We start from the raw sequence: 20,222 nt of genomic DNA, 5'->3' as shown, positions 1-20,222 counted from the left end.
GTTTTTGGGCAGCCTCATTTAAAACAGCCCAGCTGACATCCTGCTATCTTGATTTTCAGCTCGTCCGCCGCCTTGCCCACCTCGGCGGGAGAAACCCCCAGCTCGTTAGCCAGCCTTAAGGCTTCCTTGCAGGATATTTTGCCTTCCCGCGCCCTCTTTTCGACTTCCGCCCTTATGCCCTCGGCCATGATTTCCCCTAACGGGTGGAAAGTACCTTGTAGTCGTTCTCCAGCTGGTCGTCCTGCCTTGACCAGCCCCGGTAAACCTTTGAAATTACGCGGTCTTTGTCCAGCAGAAAGCTGGTGGGGGCGAAGGAGACGCCGTAACCGTCGGCCACTTCCAGATTGCCATCCCAGAAAAAGCGGAAGGGAAGTCCCATCTCCTTCTTGAAGCCGTTAAAGTTTTTCTCAACCGCGTCAATGAAGACGCCGAGGATGTTCAGGTCGCTATTTCTTGCCTTCAGTTCCTTTAGAAACTCCATCTCTCTCTGGCAGGATCTACAAGTGCGCTGTATGAAGACCAGAAGAAGGGGCTTTCCCTTGTCGGTCTCGTAAAGGGAGGATTTTTGTCCGTCGAGGTCGGTGTACTCGAAGTCTGGCGCGGCGACTCCAACGGGCAGGATGTTTCCGCCGCCCATTCCGGCAAAAGACATCTTCGGAACAAACAGGAGGATAAACGCCAACGCCAGCAGCGAAAAAGATACCCTTCTCATGTGCATCGACCTCTTCCCGATGGGCTGTAAGGCAACGCCGCCCGGCCTGAAAGGAAGCACAGCGGCTTTCAATTGCAACGTTACAGAAGTACCACAAACGGCGTTACCCATCAAGGAAGATGGAGTTTCCCATAACGAAAGAGCGCACCTTGCGGGTGCGCTCTTTGCTGAACTTATGGTGCCCAAGGCCGGATTCGAACCGGCACGGGAATACCCACTACCCCCTCAAGATAGCGTGTCTACCAATTCCACCACTTGGGCACAAAACCTATTTTTTCTCTTCGGGCGCCGGGGCCGGAGGGGCGGGCGTAACCGGCATGGAGGGCACGGCTTCCGCGGGGGCGCTCTGGGGCTGTTCGGTAAAAAAGCTCGAATCGATGCTGCTCGCGCTGGACTTGTAAAGAAGCCCGAGCCCTATCGAGGTGAGCATGAAGACGATAGCGGCCGTGGTCGTGAGCTTGCTCATGAAGGTCGCGCCGCCGCTGGAGCCGAAGATCGTCTGGCTCGAACCGCCGAAGGCCGCGCCCATGTCGGCGCCCTTGCCTCTTTGAAGGAGGACGATGCCGATGAGGGCGAAGCAGACAAGTACGTGAATTATCGTTACGAAAGTTGCCATCTCAAACCAAACCTTCCGAACATTTTCGAGAAAACGCTTTATACACGAAAACGAGCAATGGATGCAAATTTTTGTGAGTCGAGGCTCGCGCCTCCCACGAGCGCCCCGTCAACGTCGGTTTGTTCCAGCAATGACGCGGCGTTTTGCGGCGTTACCGAGCCCCCGTAGAGAATTCTCGTCCGCGACCCGGCGGCCTCCCCCCCCATTTTCCCTATGAGTCCTCTTATGAATCCGTGCATCTCCTGCGCCTGCTCAACCGAGGCGGTTCTCCCGGTGCCGATGGCCCAGACCGGCTCGTAGGCGATTACCATTCCGGCAAGCTCCTCCGGCGAAAAGCCGGCCAGAGACCCCGCGAGTTGGGCCGCCACCACGTCGAAGTGACGCCCCGCGTCCCTCTCGGCGAGGGTTTCGCCTACGCAGACCACCGGCAAAAGGCCCGCTTCGAGGGCGGCGCGCGCTCTTTGGGCGACCCTTGCGTCGCTCTCCCCAAAGAGCTGCCGCCTTTCGGAATGTCCGAGGATGGCGAAAGCGCACCCCGCCTCAAGGAGCATGGAGGAAGATATCTCCCCGGTAAAGGCTCCGTGGGGAGCCCAGTGGCAATTTTGCGCCCCAAGAAGCACCTTCGTGTCCGCCAGAAGGCTTCCCGCGAGGTGAAGGAGGGTGTAGGGCGGCGCGACGCCCACCTCGACGCCGGACAGATCCTCAAGAAGCGGTTTTAACTCCTCGATGAAACTTATGGTTTCTTCGGAAGTCTTGTTCATCTTCCAGTTGCCGAGTATCAGCGGAGTTCTCATCTATCACCTCCCAGGGCGGCAATTCCCGGAAGGACTTTTCCCTCAAGAAGTTCCAGGGAAGCGCCGCCGCCGGTGGAAACGTGGGATATCTTCTTTGCGTTGCCGGATTTTTTGACGGCCGAAACGCTGTCGCCTCCTCCGACCACCGTGTACCCCCCGCAGTTCGCTACAGCCTCGGCGACCGCGAAGGTCCCCCGAGCGAAAGCCGGATTTTCAAAGACCCCCATCGGTCCGTTCCAGACTACGGTCTTCGCGCCCTCCAGCGCCTTTTTGTACCTCTCGACGGTGACGGGCCCGATGTCGAAAGCCTTCATCCCCGCCGGGACGGAGGCGTCCGGCGTCACGGAGGGGGTGCCCCCTTCCGCAAGCTCGCTCGCGACAAGGTGATCGGAGGGGAGGAGAAACTCAACGCCGAGCCCCTTCGCAGCCTTGAGGAGGGAAGCGGCCAGTTCGATCCTGTCGCCCTCGACGAGGGAACCGCCGACGGCTATCCCCTGCGCCGCGAGGAAGGTGTAGGCCATCGCGCCCCCGATCAGCATCCTGTCTACCTTCGGCAAAAGGTTTTCGATGACGGAGATCTTGTCGGAGACCTTCGCGCCGCCGAGAATCGCCACGAAGGGCCGTTCGGGGTTTCGGAGCACCCTTTCAAAGGCCTTTATCTCCTTTTGCATCAGGTATCCGGCTCCCCGCGCCTCCCTCGGGAAGTACCCGGCCATCCCGGCGGTCGAGGAGTGTGCGCGGTGGCAGGAGCCGAAGGCGTCGTTGACGTAGGCCTCGGCGAGGGCGGACAGCTCCTTCGAGAGGGCCGGGTCGTTTTTGGTTTCGCCAGCCGCAAAACGGACGTTTTCGAGGAGGAGTATCTCTCCGGGCTTAAGCTCCCGCGCCAGCCGGGTCGTAGTCTCGCCGATCACCTCCGGCGACATGAGCACCTTCACGCCCATAATCTCCTGAAGTTTTTTTGCGACCGGAAGCAGGCTGAAGGCCGGGTCAGGGCCTCCCTTGGGCCGCCCTAGATGGCTCGCCGCAATAATCGACCCCCCTTCCGAGAGAATCTTCTCGAAGGTAGGCACGGCGGCGCGTATGCGGGTATCGTCGGAGATGACTCCCTCCTTCATGGGCACGTTGAAGTCTACCCGGACGAAGACGCGCTTTCCCTTGAGGGCGATATCGTCGATGGAATTTATTGCCATGACAGCCTCCCTTAAGTTTTCAAATGAAAATCAGGCCGGTAAGCTCCGAAAGCCGGTTGGCGTACCCGGTCTCGTTGTCGTACCACGCCGACACCTTGATAAGATTGCCATCGACGACGCGGGTTTGAAGGGCGTCCACGACCGCCGAGAAGGGGCATCCGCGATAATCCATCGATACCAGAGGGTCTTCGCTGTAACCCAGAATGCCGGAAAGTCTTGTATGGGCCGCCGCATGGAGGGCCTCGTTAACCTCTTTGGCCGAAACCTCACGCTTCATCAGGAGGGTGATGTCGGCCAGAGAGATGTCGGCGGTGGGCACTCGCACCGAAACCCCGTCGAGCTTGCCCGCAAGCTCCGGCAGCACCTTTTCCACGGCACGGGCGGCCCCCGTTGTGGTGGGGATTATGGAAAGAGCCGCGGCGCGCGCCCTTCTGAGGTCCTGATGGGCGCTGTCGAGGAGTTTCTGATCGTTGGTGTAGGAGTGAACCGTCGTGACGAGCCCTTTTTCCACCCCAAAGGTCTCGTTGAGTACTTTTACGACGGGGGCGAGGCAGTTGGTGGTGCAGGAGGCGGCGCTGATGATCGCGTGCTTGCCGGGGTCGTAAAGCTCCTGATTCACCCCGAGGACGACGGTTACGTCGGCGTCGTCGCAATAGGCGGTTATCAGGACTTTCTTCGCTCCGGCGAGAAGGTGGCCGCGCGCATCCTTGCGGTGCGCGAAGACCCCGGTCGATTCAATGACGAGGTCCACGGAGTGCTTTGCCCACGGCAATCCTTCGGGATGGGGCTGGCGGATCATCGGGACTTTATGCTGGTTGACCTTCATCCAGCCTGGGCCGTATTCAACCTTGCCGCTCCAGGGGCCGTGGACCGAGTCGAAGCGGAAAAGGTGGGCCAGAATCCGCTCCTCATGGAGGTCGTTTATGGCTACGACTTCCACCTCGGGATTTTCGAGCAAGAGGCGAAATAACGTGCGGCCGATCCTTCCGAAGCCGTTAATTGCAACGCGGATGCTCATTCACTACTCCCTGTGGAATTCAAAAAACCGCGCCCCGGAGTTCATGCCGGGGCGCAGCCTAAATCATAGTCAGTCAAGCGCCGGTCGCAAGTACCTGTCCTTGCCCGAGCCGTGAAAGATTTTCTTCTCTCCGGCAAACTATTTCGGTGGAGGGCAAGGAGTCCGCTAGAGGCTTCCGGGGGCAGGCATAGCCGAAATAGGAAGCCGGGGCTCGCAGCGGTTTTCAGATGAAGTACATGAACCTCGCGTCCAGCTTCCTCTCAATCCCCAACTGCTCGGCCCTGTCGCAAAGGGTCTGAATGGTGGTCTCCTTGAAGATGTCGGCGATCTTGTCGCCTATGTCCTTCCAGAGCTCGCTGGCCACGCACTCGCCCTTCATCTCGCAGACAGCCCCGCAGGAAACTCCCTCCTCGTCCGTCCCGACGCAGAAGACGAGTTCTATTGGGCCTTCCGTAGCGGTTATTATCTCGTAGAGGGTGATCTCGGAGGGAGCTTTCTTGAGGTAGTAGCCGCCCTTGGGGCCCCTCTTGCTGCCGAGAATGCCGACCTTCTTTAGCTTCTGGAATATCTGCTCCAGATAGCGGGGGCTTATCCGCTGCCTTTCGGAGATATCCTTTATCTGCGCCGGAAGCCCTCCCGCATTGTAGGCAATGTCGAACATCGCTCGTACGCCGTAGCGGCTTTTCGTAGTGAGCTTCATTTTCTCTCCGTGGCTGTGGAAGACCGTAAGACTCCTCGAAAAATATCATTCAACGTCAAACGTGTCAACAAACCCCGAATTTAATTCCTCACGCCTGTGCTGTAGCCCGAAGCCGTATTCCCAGTTCCCGCAGTTGTTTATCGTCGACCGCCGAGGGGGCGTCGGTCATGAGGCAGGTGCCTTTCTGCGTCTTCGGGAAGGCGATGACGTCGCGAATCGAATCCGCCTTGCAAAGGAACATGCAGAGCCGGTCGAGGCCGAAGGCGATGCCGCCGTGGGGCGGCGCGCCGTAGGAGAGCCCTTCCAGCAGAAAGCCGAATTTTTCCATCGCCTCTTCCTCGCCGATGCCCAGAACCTTGAAGAGGGCGTTCTGGATGTCGCGGTCGTGGATGCGGATGGAGCCGCCGCCGACCTCGGTGCCGTTGAGGACCAGATCGTAGGCCTTGGCGCGCACCTTGAGGGGCTCGCTCTCCATGAGGTGCGCCTCGTCGAGCCGGGGGCTGGTGAAGGGGTGGTGGAGGGCGTAGTAGCGCTTGTCCTCCTCGTTCCATTCGACGAGGGGGAAATCCGTAATCCAGCAAAAGCCGAGAACCGAGTCGTCTATGAGGCCGAGCCTGCGGCCGAGATGGACGCGAAGGCGGGCGAGGGAAAGGTTGGCGACCTCCCTCTTGTCGGCGACGAAAAACATTATGTCGCCGGGGACCGGCGAGAAGGCCTTTACGATGCCCTCGCGCGCCTTGTCGCCGAGGAACTTGGCTATAGGCGACTGCCACTGCCCGTCGGGCTGTATGCGTATCCAGGCGAGCCCCTTCGCGCCGAAGGGAGCCACGAAACCGGCGAGATCGTCGATCTCTTTTCGGGTGAGGGCCTCTCCGGCCCCCTTCGCGTTAAGCCCCTTCACGGCTCCGCCGGAAGCGGCCACCTGCGCGAAGACCTTGAAATCGCTGTCGGCGACCACTTCGGTAATCTCGGCCAGCTCCAGCCCGAAGCGGATGTCGGGCGCGTCGCAGCCGTAGCGCGAAAGGGCGTCCGCGTAGCCGAGGCGGGGAAACTTGCCCTCAACGGCTATGTCTACCGCCTCTTTCCAGATTACCTTTACCATCTTCTCCATGAGCTCCATCACGTCGTCCTGATCGACAAAGCTCATCTCAAGGTCGATCTGGGTGAACTCCGGCTGCCTGTCGGCGCGAAGGTCTTCGTCGCGGAAGCATTTGACTATCTGGTAATAGCGGTCTACCCCGGCGACCATCAAAAGCTGCTTGAAGAGCTGGGGGGACTGGGGAAGGGCGTAGAAATTGGTCTGCGAAAGGCGGCTCGGCACCAGAAAGTCGCGCGCCCCCTCGGGAGTGGACTTGGTAAGCACCGGGGTCTCCACGTCCCAGAACCCTTCGGCCTCCAGGAAGCGGCGGGCGGCGCTGGTGACCTTGTGGCGCATGCGAAGGTTGTTCTGAAGCTCGGGTCTGCGAAGGTCGAGATAGCGGTACTTGAGGCGAAGGTCCTCGCCCACGTCGGTTTTTTCGTCGGCGATCTGGAAGGGAGGGGTCTTTGCCCTGTTGAGAATCGCCAGCCTCTTCGCCCGGACCTCGATATCCCCGGTGGGAAGATCCTTGTTGGCGGTTTCAGCGGGCCGCTCGACGACGACGCCCTCGATGGCCACGACGTATTCGCTTCTAACCTGATGGGCGAGATCGTGGGATTCGCCGGAAAGGTCGGGGTAAAGCACCACCTGCGTGATTCCCTCGCGGTCGCGAAGGTCCAGGAATACAAGCCCTCCATGGTCGCGCCTTCTGTGCACCCATCCCATCAGGGTGACCGTTTTGCCGGCGTCGGACTTGCGAAGCGCGCCCAGGTGGTGTGTTCTCTTCCAGCCTTCCATAAAAAATTCCTTTCAGCGTAATAAACTAAAAGAGGGGCCGCCGGTGGGGGGCCCCCCTGCCTTTTTAAAGAGGGATATTACTTTTTCCGAACAAGCTTCGGATCTGTATTGGAGCCATGGGGGGAATGGCAGTAGAGGCAACCCGTCGTGCGCGCCGAGTGCTCGGTGCCGGTGTCCTTTTCATGGCAGTAAAAGCACAGGCCGTCTTTGGAAGCAACGAGCTCGAAGACGCCTCCCTCCGAAGCGGAACACGCGGCGCCCTTGGGAACATGGCAGGATACACACCCCTTTCCTCCGGCTTCTTCCGTGGCGATGGGGCCGTGAAGGTACTTGTAGTTCACCTTGTCACTGTGGCATCCACTCTCGATGCAGGTCCCGGAAAATGCCGTTCCCGCGAATGAGAAAACGATTGCGGTGCAAATCAGCAGGGCACCCTTTACATTCTTCATGTTTTGCTTCTCTCCTGAAAATCAACCATCAAAGTGTTGTGTATTAATTGAATCGCCTGCTCCGGCGCAAGCGTTTCCTGCGTTCCCGTCGAAAGGTCCTTCAGGGCGACAGTTCCCGAAGCCGTTTCGCTTTCGCCGAAGATAGCCACGAACCTTGCCCCGCTCCCGTCCGCCGAACGCATCTGGGCCTTGAAACTTCTCGCCTCGTAATCCATCCCGGCCGCTATCCCGCTGTTGACGAGAGAGCGCCTGAACGAAAAGGCCGCCCCAGCGCCTTCCGGGCCGCGATGAACGCAGTAAACCGAAGGTTTGTCCGCGCACCGGCTATCCTGACCAAGCATCAGAACGATCCGCTCGACCCCCAGGGCGAAGCCGAGGGCCGGCACGGCGGGCCCGCCAAGGGTCTCGACGAGTCCGTCGTAGCGGCCTCCGGCGGCAACGGCGTTTTGAGCCCCAAGCTCGCCGGTGACCAGCTCGAAGGTGGTGCGGTTGTAGTAATCGAGCCCGCGCACCATCCGGCCGTTGACCCTGTAGGGTATCTTTTCTTTGTCCAATATGCCACAGACCGAAGAAAAGTGGTCAGAACATTCTTTGCAGAGCCACCCGGAAATTTCAGGGGCGTTAAGCGTTGCCTCGCGGCACCCCTCGCTCTTGCAGTCTATTACCCGCAGCGGGTTCTTCTCCGCGCGCTTTACGCAGTTTTCGCAGAGACACCCCGCCTTTTTGGCGAGATATTTTTTCAGCTCCGCGACGTAGGCGCTCCTGTCGTCCGGGCAGCCGAGGGAGTTCAGTTCCAGAGAGACCCTCCCGGAGATGCCGATTGCCGCGGCGAAATCCCAGAGCATCGAAAGGACCTCCCCGTCCGCTCCGGGCTCGGCCCAGCCGAAGCACTCCGCCCCGATCTGGTGAAACTGGCGGAACCTCCCCTTCTGGGGGCGCTCCCTGCGGAACATCGGCCCCGAGTAAAACCATCTGGCCTTCGGCGCGGATCTGGCGAAACCGTTTTCCACGTACGCCCTCACCACGGAGGCGGTGCCCTCAGGCCGGAGGGTGACGGTGTTGCCGCCGGTATCGGTGAAGGTGTACATCTCCTTCTCGACGATGTCGGTGGTCTCCCCGATGGTGCGCGAAAAGAGGCTGGTCTCCTCCAGCAGGGGGAGGCGTATCTCGCAAAAGCCGTAGAGGCCAAAAACCCTCTTCGCCTCTTCCTCCACGCGCCGCCAGAGTTCCGTTTCTCCGGGAAGCACGTCCCGAAAGCCCTTGAGTCTCTTGATGTTCATCTATTTCATATGCCCGGCGGCTGAATATACCGCGTCCTTGGTGGTTTCCTTGCCCCGGTACATCGCCTGATCGGCCAGGTGCAAAAGCTCTTCCGCCGTCTTGGCGTCGTCGGGGTAAGTCGCGACGCCGATGCTCACCGTGAGATTAACCCTTCGCCCGTCGCGGCGCAGAAAAACGTGCTCCTTTATCGCGCACCTTATCCTTTCGGCTATCTCCCTGGCCGACTGATGGGAAGCGGTGGGAAGCACTACCGTGAATTCGTCTCCGCCGTAGCGGATGACGGTGTCGTTGGCCCGGACGAACCGCTCCAGAATCCAGCCGACCTCGACGAGGGCCTTGCCTCCGGCCTGATGGCCGAACCGGGTGTTGACCTCCCGGAAGTTGTCCATGTCCAGAAAGAGAAAGCTCATCGGCTTGCGGCTCTTTTTCGCCTCCAAAAGCCTCCTTTCCATAATCATCGGGAGGTAGCGGGCATTGTAGAGATTTGTCAGGGAATCGACGTAGGCGAGGCCGAGGGCTTCCTGAAAACGTATCGCGGCGCGGTAACAGGCAAAGATTCTGGCGACCATGAAATTCGCGTCGTGATGGAGCAGGTCTTCTCCCTCCGCGCAGGAAGAGATGTCCAGCACGATGTAAAAACCGTAAAGCTCCCCGCCGTTTTGGAGCGGGATGATAAGCGCCGTGTTAAAGTCCGGCGGGATAGCCTCTCCGAAATAGGCCGGAAACCGGTCCTTCCCGATGAACTTCGGCGAATCGACCTTCAAAAGCTCCGGCCTTTCGCAGAACTCCTGCCAGAGGAGGGCGTCCTCCTCCTCGGGGAAAGGGCCGATCTTCGCGATAAGCTCAAAGGACTGGGTGAGCGAGGTTTTCAGAATGCAGACCCCGGCCTTCGCGCAGAGCGCTTCCGCAAGGGCTTCAAGCCCCTTTTCGCCGACGGTCTTCGGGTGCTCCAGAGTGAAGAGCGCGTCGGTCAGCTCGTAGAGGAAGAGCTTTCTTTTGTCGGGAAGTCCGGGTTTCTTTTTCATCCACCACCGCTTTTAAGTTAAGTATCAGAGAGTAACATACGCAGCCGGGTTTGTGTCAACGCGCGCCTTCAACAATTCTGGGCGGGGAAGGGCCGAAAACCCCGTGCAGCGCCCCCTCCTTTCCGGTAATCAGATACGCCCTGCCGAGTTTGTCCACGGTTTCGCAAAACTTCTTCGAGGGCAAAGACTCCCCCTTTCCAGCCGCTACAAGGTAAAAATCCACCTCCACGTTCGAGAAAAACCTTTCATTGACGGCGTTCGCCGAGCCGTGGTGGGGAGCGGCCGCGAAAGCGAAGTGACCCGAGAGACCCTGCTCAAGAAGGGAATTTTGCCCCTCCTTTTCAACGTCTCCCGGTATGAGGACCGCCGCGCCCCCAAAGCGCGCCACGAGGGCGATCGACCTGTCGTTTTCCTCGGGCCCCTTGGCCGGATAAACGGCAAGCGACACTCCCGCGTCCTCCCGGTCGTACCCCCCCGGGCCAATCCAGACGACTTCGGTATTCGCCTCCTTCGCCGCCGCAAGGGCGGGCTGGTAGCGGAAATCCCCGTAAAAGGAAGCCGGAAGCCAGAGGTATTTTGGCTTTCCCTCCCTGATTACAGCCGTGAGGCCCAGAACGTGATCCGGGTGGGGATGGGTCGACATGACGATTTCGGGTCTTTCGCAGCCCAGCGTCCGGAGGGCGGGAAGGACTATGTTTTCGCCCACGTCAAAGGTAGAGGCGGGGAAACCCCCTCCGTCCGCGACAATCCACAGGGGCGGCCTAAACCCCTTGCGCGGCAGTCTGAGGATCACCGACTCCCCATGGCCCGCTTCGATCATCCAGATATGCCCGCTTTGGTCGAAGCGTTCTTCCAGGGCCTTGGCGAGCGGCGGCCCGGCCAGCAGGAGCGCGCCGAGACCGGCAACCGCCAGCCTCTTTCGAGCGCTGCTCCTCTCCTTCCTGAAGAGGACGAAGGAAAAAAGGAGGAGCCACGCCCCCGCGACCGGCAAAAAGGTTGTGAAAGGCCCGGTTATCTCCGACGCTAACGGCGCGAGCCTCCCCTGAATCCACAAAAGGAGGGAGATCGAAGCCCCCGCGCCCTCCCAAGCCAGTCTTGCGCCCCCCTCCCACAGCGGAAAAACGAAGGCCCCGAGAATTCCAAGCGGCAAAGCGAGCGCACCCGCAATCGGCACTCCGGCGGGGTTCGCAAGAAGTCCCATCCAGCTCGCCCCCCCGAAGTAATAAGCGCTTAGGGGCATGGTGGCAAGAGTCGCGGAAGCGCTCAGGATGAAAATATCCCTGCCTTTGCCGTAGACGAAATCCCAAAGCTTCCTTGCCCGGCTCTTCGGCAGGAGCTTTTCAACCCCGTCCTCTTCTTTCTCCCTCCCAAGAACTTCGCGTAGCGCCGGGGCGAGCCAGAAGAGACCGGCGAGGGCGGCGACAGAGAGATGAAGGCCGGGGTCGAAGAGGATGGAGGGGTCGCAAAGTCCCAGAAAAAGCACCGCCGATGCGATGGAGACGAAGGGGGAGACCCTGCGGCAGATAAGGTTCCCCGCAAGGACGATAAGCACCATGACGAGGGAGCGAAGGGTGGCTACCTGTGAGCCGGTGAGGAGGGTATAGGCTATGAGGAGTGGGAAGACCAGAAGTTTCGCCGCGAGGGGAGCGGGAAAACGAAGGGCCAGAGCGAAAGTGCGCGACCACAGGAAAGTCGCCAGCGCCATCGCGCCCAGCGCCACAATGCCGAGGTGAAAACCGGAGACCGAAAGGAGATGAGTGGTCCCGCATTTTCTAAACTCGGCAAGGACTCCCGGCGAGACCCTCGACCAGTCGCCCAGGGTAAGGGCGCGAAGGACCGCCCCCTCCTCTCCGGGCAATGTTTCGCCGATTGCGTCGCCAAGAACCCTTCTCGCTCCGAGGGCCGCTCCCTCCTCCTTGGGCGAGGCGAAAAAGACCTCTCCCGGATACCCGGCGGAAGCTCTGGCGACGATACCGGCGCGCCGGAAATAAAAGGGCCGCCACTCGGAGCCGGGGTTTCTAAACCCCTCCGGAGGTTTCAGCGCAGACCTGAAAAAAACCGCCTCGCCGGGAGAGGGCGGTTTCGCCGGTTCACCCCGCAGGTTCAGCAGAATCCTGCCCGAAAGAGGAGACCATTCCCCGGACGGCTCCGGCCCGGCGAAGCCGCGAAGGTCTATTTCTACGCTGACTCCGCCGGTCACCGCGCGGGGGTCCTTCGCGACGGTCCCGTAGAATCTCTTTTCCTCGTAAAAGGGAAGAGTCGAGGGCGGGGGCCGGTTCAGCGAGAGGAAACCGGCGGCAAAGAGCAGGAGGAGGGAAAGAGAGGCGAGAATTTTATGACGCGAGGGGGCGGCCGCGCCCAAAACCGCGCAAAGGGCCAGAAACGCCATGAGCGAAGCATAAAACACGCTCTGGCTCCAGTAGACGCCGGAGGCCAGCGCCAGTATTCCCCCCGTCTGTAGCATCCTTTTAAGCCCCCCCAGGCTTGGAAAACTGCTGCGAGCCCCGGCTTCGTCGTCGCGTGCTCGCTCAGGGGCTCGCCGTAGCGCTGCTACCGCCTCGCCCCATCACTCCGCGTCTCCTTGAATCCGGGGCTTCTCGCGACGTTTTTCTGACCACCCTCTTAAAAAAAACTGTTAGCCGGATTTCCAGAGAAACTTCAACCTTTCAGCTGATCCCGAATCTTTTCAAGCGCCTCGATTGTCTCCGGCGAAAGTTTTTTTGGTATCTCCACGAAGACCTCGGCGTAGAGGTGGCCCCTGCCGGGGACGCCCTTGTCCTTTATGCGGAGTCTCTGGCCGTTCTGAATGCCCGGCGGCACCTTCATCCGCACCGCCTCCCCGAGAGTGGGCACAAGCGCAAAGCCGCCGAGGAGAGCGTCCGGAAGAGGTATCCGCACTCTGGTGACGATGTCGTCCCCTTCACGGTGGAAGCGCTCGTCCGGGCGAACCCGTATCGCCAGAAAGAGGTCGCCGGAGGGGCCGCCGCTAAGTCCCGGCTCGCCGTGGCCCGGCACCCTCACCTTCGAGCCGCTTTCGACTCCCGGAGGAATCCTGACCCGGAGACGCTCCTTTTTCGGCACCGTGCCCCTTCCCGCGCACTCCTTGCAGGTGGGGCCGGGCAAACGCCCCTTCCCTTTACACCTGTGGCAGGGCTGGCGGGTGACCATAGGCCCGATGCGCATCTCCACGCTTCCGCGGCCGCCGCAGTCGGGGCAGACCTGCCCGTTTCCGGTGGAGAGGTAGCCGCTGCCCCCGCAAACTCCGCAGGAGACGTTCCTCTGTATCGAAATCTCCTTTTCCGCGCCGAGGATAGACTCGCTAAAGGGTATTTCGAGGTCGTATTCGTGGTCCTCCCCCCTCGAACGCCTCGCGGTGGCCCCGCCCCCGCCGCCGAAAAGATCGCCGAAGATGTCGGAAAAATCGAACCCCTGCCCCTGCCCTCCCGTCCAGTGAAAACCTCCCCCTCCGGGTCCTCCCTGACCGGGCTCGAACCCCTCGGGGCCGAAGCGGTCGTATTTCTCCCTCTTTTCCTTGTCCGAGAGCACCTCGTAAGCCTCGGAAACCTCCTTGAATTTCTCTTCGCTGGCCTTGTTGCCGGGGTTTACGTCGGGGTGGTGCTTGCGGGCGAGTTTCCTGAAAGCTTTCTTTATCTCGTCTTCGGTCGCGCCCTTTTGGACGCCCAGAAGTTCATAATAGTCCTTGCGGCTCATACTCATCCTCTCGGGATTCAATTAGAATAAAGGGCTTATCCGTAAATAAAACCTTCGTTCTCGCATACGGCTTTTTGGCCCGCTTTTGCCGCTCATCAATCGCAAAACCTCGCCGTAGAACAACTACGCCTGCGGTTTTGCGGAGTCTAGCGACAAAACCGCTCTCAAAATCCGGCGCGATCTACGAAAGGCCTATTTACGGACAAGCCCTAGGTGAGAAGCTAAACTCCCTTTGCACCCTTGTCAACGTTTCCCCCGCCATTCGCGCACGGGGGTTGAACCGTTCGGCGCTGTGGGATACTCTGGACCCGTGATTTTCGCATGAAAATAAAAAGGGTGAAAGCGCTTATGAGAATTTTGAAATTACGCACTCTGGCACCTCTTCTTTTGTGCCTTTTTTATTTCGCCGCCTCCGCGCACGCGGCGGCCACGGTCTTTTCCAGCACCAAATCGGAAACGGGAAACCTTCGCGTCATGCTCGACCCGGCCCACGGCGGCGCCGACGAGGGGGCGCACGGGGTAAACTCTCTCAAGGAAAAGGACGTGAACCTCTCTTTGGCCCTCTTTCTGGCGGCGAAGCTGGACGAAGCCGGTTTCGAGCCCCGCCTCACCCGCGACTCGGACAAGGAGATGACTCCCGAGGAGAGGGCGGCGGCGGCAAACCGGGTACAGCCCGCCGTATTCATATCGATAGAAGTAAACGGCTCGGAGCTTCGCGAGGTAAGGGGCCTAGAGATATTCTTCTCCGCCCCTCCGGCGGAGGGCGCGGACCCGGGGTTCTGGAGAGCGGGACAGGCCAGGGCCTACGAAAAGAGCCTTCGGCTGGCGGATTCACTTGAAGGTTCCCTTCGGTCTCTCGGACTTGAGTACAGGGGAAAGACCCTGATACCCAGCCCGCTTCTGGGCGCGGTAACCTCTCCGGCGGTGCTGGTCACCCTCGGAAACATCTCCTGGTCGCAGGAGGCTGATTTTTTGACCGAAGACGCCGGTAAACAGGCTCTCGCAAGGGCCTTAGTCTCGGCGGTAAAGGATTTTTTCACTCAAAAACCGAAGGAAACGGAGAAAAAGAATGCGAATTGACGGCCGGAAGGCTGACGAGCTGCGCCCCGTGCGCATAGTTAAAAGCTTCCTCAAATACGCCGAGGGAAGCGCCCTCGTCGAAATGGGAAATACGAAGGTCATCTGCACAGCCTCCATCGAGGAGGGCGTTCCCTCCTTTCTGAAGAACACCGGCTCCGGCTGGATCACCGCCGAGTACGGGATGCTTCCCAGGGCGACCCTCACCCGTTCGGCAAGGGAGGCCGCAAAGGGAAAGCAGAGCGGAAGGACTCTGGAGATACAGAGGCTGATCGGAAGGAGCCTTCGGAGCGTAATCGACATGAATTGCCTCGGCGAGAGGACGATAAAGATCGACTGCGACGTGATACAGGCCGACGGCGGCACCCGCGTCGCCTCCGTCACCGGCTCCTACGTCGCCCTCGTCGAAGCGCTGCGGAAAATGAAGCAGAAAAACCTCATAAGCCGCCTGCCGATAAAGACTCCGGTCGCGGCGGTGAGCGCCGGAATAATCGGCGGCAGGCCGGTGCTCGACCTCTGCTACGAGGAGGATTCCAGCGCCTTCGTGGACCTCAACGTCGTCATGACGGGAGAGGGGGAGTTCGTCGAGCTGCAGGGCACCGGCGAAGACCGTCCCTTCTCGAAAAAAGACCTCGCCGACCTTCTCGAACTCGCCACTGCGGGGATAGCCAGGCTGATTGAAATCCAGAAAGAGACTCTGGGTGAATAAATGAAACTTCTCTTCGCCACCAACAATGCAGGTAAGCTGAAGGAAGTGAAAGGCATACTCGGCCCGCTGGGTTTCGAGGTCGTCGGCCTTCGGGAAGCGGGGCTCTGCGTCGAAGTCGTCGAGGACGGAGCCACCTTCACCGAAAACGCCCTCAAGAAGGCGCGCGAACTGAACAAATTGTCGCACCTGCCGGTGCTGGCCGACGACACGGGGCTTTCGGTGGACTCCCTCGGAGGGTTTCCCGGCGTCCGTTCGGCGCGCTACGCCGGGGAAAAAGCCACCGACGCCGACAACAACGAAAAGCTCCTCGAAGAGCTTAAGGGCGTACCGGCCGAAAAGCGAACCGCCGCCTTCATCTGCCACATGGTCTTCATCGGCGAAGGGGGAACGGAGCTTCATGCGGAGGGAGTTCTAAAAGGGAAGATACTGGAGGAGAAAAGAGGGAGCGGAGGCTTCGGCTACGACCCCCTCTTCGTGCCCGAAGGAGAAACAAAGACCCTCGCGGATATGGAGCTTTCAGAGAAAAACCTTATAAGCCACCGGAGAAAAGCGCTGGATCAGCTGGCCAAATCTCTCCGAACGCGAAGTAAGTTTAAAGCAAATCGATAATGTCGGATTTTCGTACCTCAATCCGACCTACGCGACTGAGGAAAGGTGCGTTTTATATTTCTGGATTCCCGCCCTCCGGGCGAGAATGACGGAGCTTTTACAAACGGCTTTGGATTTTGTCGCCGGGCGAGGAGCCCGCAGGGAGCGCGGTCGCAGTTACAAGAAACTCCCGGAAAACCAGCGAGCGGCCCGCAGGCGAGGAGCCGCGCAGTGAAAGGGCGAGGCAGTAGCAGCGCTACGGCGAGCCTTTGAGCGAGGACATGACGAAGCCGGGGACGAAAAGGATGCGCCGAGTAACGGCAAAAGCCGAAGCCGTCTACCAGCCGGTACCGCTCTGATCGACCTTAACGTTAGCCTCAGTAATCGAAAACCACTTCGAGGTGTCGGACTTCCGGGTCGCCTTGGCAAGGAAGGTTGGATTAGGCGGGGCTGTCACCGTGACCACGTAGTCGTAGCTCAGGCCCGTGGCGGCTCCCGGCTGGAACCCCTCAAGGGCGGTCTGAAGGGTGGTCGAGGACTCCGTATAGCTGCCCGCAACGTAAGTTCCTTCGTCGGCGATATACTGCTCTTCGAGGGTTCTTATCACCTGCAGGTTGGCCGTCGCCTCGGATTGTCTCGCATCCTCGACGTATCCGGTGTAGAGGGGAACGGCAATGGCGGCGAGCACACCCAATATCGCCACGACTATCATCAGTTCGACAAGGGTAAAGCCTTTTTTCGCTCTTTTGGCAACCATGGCAAGCCTCCCGATTCGCATAAAAACAAAATAGCGAAAAAGCCGGAATATGGCAAGCGGGGGGTTCTTCGCCTCCCGCCGGTCTATCTCACCGTTACCGTCTCCGTTCTGCTGGCGACGGTCCCGTCGTTTTCCACGTAGGAGACGCTTAAATCGATGGTATCTCCCGGGTTCAGGGGCCGAAAATCCCTTACGGATATTCCTACCTGCCCCAATTGTGTAGCCCCGAAGTCGGTAAAGGCGTCGAGACTGCTGTCGTAGGGGTCCTTGTTTCTTCTCTGGAGATCGTTGAGGGTCAGGACCATGTCCGAGGCAACCGGTTTTCCGGTCGTCTTTTTCGATATCTCTCCCTGGACGGCTTTTATGGCGGTTCTGAAATTGGAAATCGTGACGCCTCTTTTGGATATCTCGACGTAGGAGAGATACTGCGGTATGGCCACCGCCGATAATACTCCGAGGATCGAGACAACTATCATCAGCTCGATGAGCGTAAAGCCGCCTCTTTTTCTCACCTGCGATCCCTTTCAAAAAAAAAGGGGAGGGGCCGTCTGGCTCCTCCCCTTTGACTTAATGATTTTGCAGCTTATTCGTAGGTGAGGATCATGGTCTTGGTCTGAGCCGTTCCGGCCATGTCGAGGTAATTGCCGGTGACGGTGATGGTTTCGCCCTGGGCGATACCGGTGGCCGCGCTGGCGTCAATGGGGTCGATGCCGACCTGGCCGAGTGCGGGGGAGGTGCCGGACAGATAAGCGGCCTGGCTGGGCTCGTAGGGGTTCACGTTGCGGCCTGCGTCGTTCAGCATGGCCACTAAGTCGGCGGAAGCGCCCTTGCCGGCGGTTCTCTTGGCGAATTCGCCCTTGACGGACTTGATGGCGGTGTCGTAGTTGGACATCGAGGCGCGGGTCTTGGAAGCCGCGATGTAGTCGAGGTACTGGGGGATCGCGACGGCGGCGAGGACGCCCAGAATTGCCACGACGATCATGAGCTCGATCAGTGTGAAGCCTTTTTTGCTCTGAAGTTTCTTAAACATGTTGCACCTCCTGAAGTGTGCGTGTTTTTGAGGAAGTCTTTTGTTAATTGACTTCTCGTTTTTAAAAAGACCTGACTGGGTAAAATGCAATAGCCATGCCAGTTGTAAAAATATCGCCCTCGCTCCCGGACAAACCACATATGGGGCTTGTGATTTGAAAGCAATCAACCTGTAGACACGGACGGCCGGGAATATCTTTTAACAGTGACGATTTTTGTCACTTCATGACACAAACTGTCAAAGAATGTCTTTTTACCACGGTTTTTATAATATGCAACGGATCAGATATCGATGTTGTCGGCTTCGAGAGCGTGTTTGTATATGAAATCCTTTCTCGGTTCCACCTGATCACCCATCAGAATATCAAATATTTCTTCCGCCGCAACCGCGTCGTCTAATTTAACCTGAAGCATGACCCTCTTTTCCGGGTCCATCGTCGTTTCCCAGAGCTGCTGGGGGTTCATCTCCCCGAGGCCCTTGTAGCGCTGTATCGTAATCGCTTTTCGCCCCTGATCCAGCAGCGCTTCCAGAAGCTCTTCCTTGGAATCGCAGTTTTTGCCGGTCTCCCTGTCCTTTTCCAGCACGATGAAGGGGCCGGTTTTCAGGTCCTCCATCTTGTCGTTTATCTTGAAAAGGCGCTTGTAATCGGGAAGGTCCAAAAGCTCGTCGCTCACCGTCATCTCGTTGACGTAGCCGCTGTCGCGCCTCGTAACCCTGTACCGGCGGAGGCTGTGCTCCTCGTTTATTCCTACAAAGGAGATCTCGAAACCCTCGCCCTTCAGGGCGTCCGAGATGGGGGCGAAACTTTCGTCGCTTTCGAGAAGGGCGGGGCTGTTGAAGCCGGCGTTCGCAAGAGCCCGGATTATCAGCCTGTTGTAGCCGCGCCTCTCTATTCTCTCCATGTAGGACTTGTACTCCTGGATGCGGGCCATGAGCTCCTTGAGCTGCGCCCCGGCGAAAACCCTGCCGGTTTTCTCTATAAGAACCCTCCGCTCGATTATCGCCCTGTCGATGAGAAACTGGCTCATCTCCTCGTCGTTCTGAAGGTACCGCTCCTTCTGCCGTTCGGCGATCCGGTAAAGGGGCGGCTGGGCGAGGTACAAAAAGCCGTTTTCGATCACCTGCGGCATCATCCGGTAAAAAAAGGTGAGGAGAAGGGTGCGGATGTGGCTGCCGTCAACGTCGGCGTCGGTCATGATGATTATGTTCTGGTAGCGGATCTTCTCTATGTCGAAATCGTCCGCTATGCCGGTGCCGAGCGCGGTGAGAAGATTCAGTATTTCGAGGTTGGTGAGCACCTTTTCGGGACGCGCCTTCTCGACGTTCAATATCTTTCCCTTCAGGGGGAGTATCGCCTGATTCTTGCGGTCTCTCCCCTGCTTGGCGCTGCCTCCCGCGGAATCGCCCTCGACGATGTAGAGTTCGCTCAGCGCCGGATCCTTTTCCTGACAGTCGGCAAGCTTTCCCGGAAGGGCCGCGCTGTCGAGCGCGCTCTTTCTGCGGGCGAGGTCCTTGGCCTTGCGCGCCGCCTCGCGGGCTCTGGCCTCGTCGATGCACTTGGAGACTATCGCCCTGGCGACCTTGGGGTTCTCCTCGAAAAAGGTCGAGAGCTTGTCGTTCAGAATGTTCTGCACGAGCCCCTGCACGTCGGAGTTGCCCAGCTTCGTCTTTGTCTGCCCCTCGAACTGCGGGTTGGGGAGCTTGACGGATATTACCGCCGTGAGGCCCGCCCTCATGTCCTCGCCGCTTATCGGGTTTTTCAGGTCTTTGAGCATGTTCTGGGATTTGGCGTAGTTGTTTATGCACCTCGTGAGGGAGGCGCGAAAGCCGGTCAGGTGGGTTCCCCCCTCGCGGGTGTTTATGTTGTTGGCGAAGCTGTAAACCCTCTCCTTGTAGGAGTCGTTGTACTGGAGGGCCACCTCGCAGACGGTGCCGTTGTTCTCGCCTATGACGTAGATGACGGGGTGGAGGGGCTCGGTCACGCGGTTGAGATGTTCGACGAAGGAGCGGATGCCCCCCTCGTACTGGAAGACCTGGCTCTTGTCGTTGCGCTCGTCTTCGAGGGATATCTTTATGCCGTTGTTGAGGAAGGAAAGCTCCCTCATCCTTGTCGCGAGAACGTCGAAGGAGTATTCGAGCTCCTCGAAGATCTCCGGGTCGGGAGCGAAGGTCACCGAGGTCCCGCGCCTTTTGGTCGTTCCTACCATTTCGAGGGGCTTGACCACGTCTCCCCGCTCGAAGCTCATTTTGTAGACCTTCCCGTCTCTCCATATCTCCAGGTCGAGCCTCTCGGAGAGGGCGTTGACGCAGGAGACGCCGACGCCGTGAAGGCCGCCGGATACCTTGTAGGAGTTGTTGTCGAATTTACCGCCGGCGTGGAGCATGGTCAGGACCACTTCGGCGGCGGGCTTGCCGGTCTCCGGGTGTATGTCTACCGGTATCCCCCTGCCGTTGTCTATTACCGTAATCGAGTTGTCCACGTGAATTATCACGCGGATATCGTCGCAATAGCCCGCCAGAGCCTCGTCGATGGAGTTGTCCACCACCTCGTAGACAAGGTGGTGAAGTCCCGACGACCCTGTGGAGCCTATGTACATCGCGGGGCGTTTTCTGACCGCTTCGAGTCCCTTGAGAACCTGAATCTCGTCCGCCGTATATTTGTGCCCGTTTTTTGTCTCTTCCATTTTTT

Annotated in this window: 19 protein-coding genes and 1 tRNA gene; 3 read left to right on the top strand and 17 right to left on the bottom strand. The window is 59.2% G+C overall.

The features are described 5' to 3' along the window. Positions 1-196 precede the first annotated feature (196 nt). The 13 genes from EPN96_05410 to EPN96_05350 all read right to left on the bottom strand — a co-directional run bounded on the left by EPN96_05410 (position 197) and on the right by EPN96_05350 (position 13,378). Positions 197-823, bottom strand: coding sequence for a redoxin domain-containing protein (locus EPN96_05410; protein ID TAL17515.1), 627 nt, complete (start codon positions 821-823; stop codon positions 197-199). Positions 824-888: 65 nt separating this feature from the next. Further along, positions 889-973, bottom strand: a tRNA-Leu gene (locus EPN96_05405). 7 nt (positions 974-980) lie between these two features. After that, positions 981-1,328, bottom strand: a complete 348-nt coding sequence (gene secG / locus EPN96_05400; protein TAL17514.1) for a preprotein translocase subunit SecG — start codon at positions 1,326-1,328, stop codon at positions 981-983. Positions 1,329-1,366: 38 nt separating this feature from the next. Then, positions 1,367-2,122 carry a triose-phosphate isomerase gene (locus tag EPN96_05395; GenBank protein ID TAL17513.1) on the bottom strand — a complete coding sequence of 252 codons (756 nt, stop codon included), beginning with the start codon at positions 2,120-2,122 and terminating at the stop codon, positions 1,367-1,369. Next, positions 2,119-3,312 (bottom strand): phosphoglycerate kinase, encoded by a 1,194-nt coding sequence (locus EPN96_05390; GenBank protein TAL17512.1) that lies wholly within the window; start codon positions 3,310-3,312, stop codon positions 2,119-2,121. The genes EPN96_05395 and EPN96_05390 overlap by 4 nt, the downstream gene beginning before the upstream one ends. A gap of 19 nt (positions 3,313-3,331) precedes the next feature. Further along, positions 3,332-4,330 carry a type I glyceraldehyde-3-phosphate dehydrogenase gene (gene gap / locus EPN96_05385; protein TAL17511.1) on the bottom strand — a complete coding sequence of 333 codons (999 nt, stop codon included), beginning with the start codon at positions 4,328-4,330 and terminating at the stop codon, positions 3,332-3,334. Between the two features lie 223 nt (positions 4,331-4,553). Next, positions 4,554-5,030 carry an RrF2 family transcriptional regulator gene (locus EPN96_05380; GenBank protein ID TAL17510.1) on the bottom strand — a complete coding sequence of 159 codons (477 nt, stop codon included), beginning with the start codon at positions 5,028-5,030 and terminating at the stop codon, positions 4,554-4,556. Positions 5,031-5,118: 88 nt separating this feature from the next. Beyond that, a complete protein-coding gene (gene aspS, locus EPN96_05375) occupies positions 5,119-6,906 on the bottom strand; it encodes an aspartate--tRNA ligase (protein ID TAL17509.1) in 1,788 nt (595 codons plus the stop codon). Between the two features lie 77 nt (positions 6,907-6,983). Beyond that, positions 6,984-7,355 carry a hypothetical protein gene (locus tag EPN96_05370; GenBank protein ID TAL17508.1) on the bottom strand — a complete coding sequence of 124 codons (372 nt, stop codon included), beginning with the start codon at positions 7,353-7,355 and terminating at the stop codon, positions 6,984-6,986. Then, complete coding sequence (locus EPN96_05365) at positions 7,352-8,635, bottom strand: histidine--tRNA ligase (protein TAL17507.1); 1,284 nt, start codon at positions 8,633-8,635, stop codon at positions 7,352-7,354. The genes EPN96_05370 and EPN96_05365 overlap by 4 nt, the downstream gene beginning before the upstream one ends. Beyond that, positions 8,636-9,661, bottom strand: a complete 1,026-nt coding sequence (locus tag EPN96_05360) for a GGDEF domain-containing protein (protein TAL17506.1) — start codon at positions 9,659-9,661, stop codon at positions 8,636-8,638. Between the two features lie 55 nt (positions 9,662-9,716). Then, complete coding sequence (locus EPN96_05355; GenBank protein ID TAL17505.1) at positions 9,717-12,125, bottom strand: DUF4131 domain-containing protein; 2,409 nt, start codon at positions 12,123-12,125, stop codon at positions 9,717-9,719. Positions 12,126-12,319: 194 nt separating this feature from the next. Beyond that, on the bottom strand, positions 12,320-13,378 hold the full coding sequence (locus tag EPN96_05350; GenBank protein TAL17504.1) for a J domain-containing protein: 1,059 nt from the start codon (positions 13,376-13,378) through the stop codon (positions 12,320-12,322). Between the two features lie 315 nt (positions 13,379-13,693). Between EPN96_05350 and EPN96_05345 the strand changes: the two genes are divergently transcribed. The 3 genes from EPN96_05345 to rdgB are packed head-to-tail and all read left to right on the top strand — an operon-like array spanning position 13,694 to position 15,767. Continuing rightward, positions 13,694-14,452, top strand: coding sequence for an N-acetylmuramoyl-L-alanine amidase (locus EPN96_05345; GenBank protein ID TAL17503.1), 759 nt, complete (start codon positions 13,694-13,696; stop codon positions 14,450-14,452). Further along, on the top strand, positions 14,442-15,158 hold the full coding sequence (locus EPN96_05340) for a ribonuclease PH (GenBank protein TAL17502.1): 717 nt from the start codon (positions 14,442-14,444) through the stop codon (positions 15,156-15,158). Before EPN96_05345 ends, EPN96_05340 begins: the two co-directional genes overlap by 11 nt. Further along, entirely contained in the window at positions 15,159-15,767 is a 609-nt protein-coding gene (gene rdgB, locus EPN96_05335; GenBank protein TAL17501.1) for an RdgB/HAM1 family non-canonical purine NTP pyrophosphatase, read from the top strand. A 316-nt stretch (positions 15,768-16,083) separates the two neighbouring features. Here the strand turns inward: rdgB and EPN96_05330 are convergent, their stop codons facing one another. From EPN96_05330 to gyrB, 4 genes are all read right to left on the bottom strand, one after another. After that, positions 16,084-16,524, bottom strand: a complete 441-nt coding sequence (locus EPN96_05330) for a prepilin-type N-terminal cleavage/methylation domain-containing protein (GenBank protein TAL17500.1) — start codon at positions 16,522-16,524, stop codon at positions 16,084-16,086. Between the two features lie 62 nt (positions 16,525-16,586). Then, positions 16,587-16,979, bottom strand: coding sequence for a hypothetical protein (locus EPN96_05325; GenBank protein ID TAL17527.1), 393 nt, complete (start codon positions 16,977-16,979; stop codon positions 16,587-16,589). Between the two features lie 107 nt (positions 16,980-17,086). Further along, positions 17,087-17,533, bottom strand: a complete 447-nt coding sequence (locus tag EPN96_05320) for a pilin (protein TAL17499.1) — start codon at positions 17,531-17,533, stop codon at positions 17,087-17,089. A gap of 281 nt (positions 17,534-17,814) precedes the next feature. Next, positions 17,815-20,217 carry a DNA topoisomerase (ATP-hydrolyzing) subunit B gene (gene gyrB / locus EPN96_05315; GenBank protein TAL17498.1) on the bottom strand — a complete coding sequence of 801 codons (2,403 nt, stop codon included), beginning with the start codon at positions 20,215-20,217 and terminating at the stop codon, positions 17,815-17,817. Between the last annotated feature and the right edge of the window lie 5 nt (positions 20,218-20,222).

The sequence above is a fragment of the bacterium genome, from assembly GCA_004322275.1.
GTDB lineage: Bacteria > Desulfobacterota > Deferrisomatia > Deferrisomatales > BM512 > SCTA01.
This window is presented reverse-complemented; position numbering and strand designations above follow the sequence as displayed.

Coding starts and splice junctions, on each gene's coding strand:
- EPN96_05410 (TAL17515.1), bottom strand. CDS start 823: ATGGGTAACGCCGTTTGTGGTACTTCTGTAACGTTGCAATTGAAAGCC.
- secG (TAL17514.1), bottom strand. CDS start 1,328: ATGGCAACTTTCGTAACGATAATTCACGTACTTGTCTGCTTCGCCCTC.
- EPN96_05395 (TAL17513.1), bottom strand. CDS start 2,122: ATGAGAACTCCGCTGATACTCGGCAACTGGAAGATGAACAAGACTTCC.
- EPN96_05390 (TAL17512.1), bottom strand. CDS start 3,312: ATGGCAATAAATTCCATCGACGATATCGCCCTCAAGGGAAAGCGCGTC.
- gap (TAL17511.1), bottom strand. CDS start 4,330: ATGAGCATCCGCGTTGCAATTAACGGCTTCGGAAGGATCGGCCGCACG.
- EPN96_05380 (TAL17510.1), bottom strand. CDS start 5,030: ATGAAGCTCACTACGAAAAGCCGCTACGGCGTACGAGCGATGTTCGAC.
- aspS (TAL17509.1), bottom strand. CDS start 6,906: ATGGAAGGCTGGAAGAGAACACACCACCTGGGCGCGCTTCGCAAGTCC.
- EPN96_05370 (TAL17508.1), bottom strand. CDS start 7,355: ATGAAGAATGTAAAGGGTGCCCTGCTGATTTGCACCGCAATCGTTTTC.
- EPN96_05365 (TAL17507.1), bottom strand. CDS start 8,635: ATGAACATCAAGAGACTCAAGGGCTTTCGGGACGTGCTTCCCGGAGAA.
- EPN96_05360 (TAL17506.1), bottom strand. CDS start 9,661: ATGAAAAAGAAACCCGGACTTCCCGACAAAAGAAAGCTCTTCCTCTAC.
- EPN96_05355 (TAL17505.1), bottom strand. CDS start 12,125: ATGCTACAGACGGGGGGAATACTGGCGCTGGCCTCCGGCGTCTACTGG.
- EPN96_05350 (TAL17504.1), bottom strand. CDS start 13,378: ATGAGTATGAGCCGCAAGGACTATTATGAACTTCTGGGCGTCCAAAAG.
- EPN96_05345 (TAL17503.1), top strand. CDS start 13,694: ATGAAAATAAAAAGGGTGAAAGCGCTTATGAGAATTTTGAAATTACGC.
- EPN96_05340 (TAL17502.1), top strand. CDS start 14,442: ATGCGAATTGACGGCCGGAAGGCTGACGAGCTGCGCCCCGTGCGCATA.
- rdgB (TAL17501.1), top strand. CDS start 15,159: ATGAAACTTCTCTTCGCCACCAACAATGCAGGTAAGCTGAAGGAAGTG.
- EPN96_05330 (TAL17500.1), bottom strand. CDS start 16,524: ATGCGAATCGGGAGGCTTGCCATGGTTGCCAAAAGAGCGAAAAAAGGC.
- EPN96_05325 (TAL17527.1), bottom strand. CDS start 16,979: ATGATAGTTGTCTCGATCCTCGGAGTATTATCGGCGGTGGCCATACCG.
- EPN96_05320 (TAL17499.1), bottom strand. CDS start 17,533: ATGTTTAAGAAACTTCAGAGCAAAAAAGGCTTCACACTGATCGAGCTC.
- gyrB (TAL17498.1), bottom strand. CDS start 20,217: ATGGAAGAGACAAAAAACGGGCACAAATATACGGCGGACGAGATTCAG.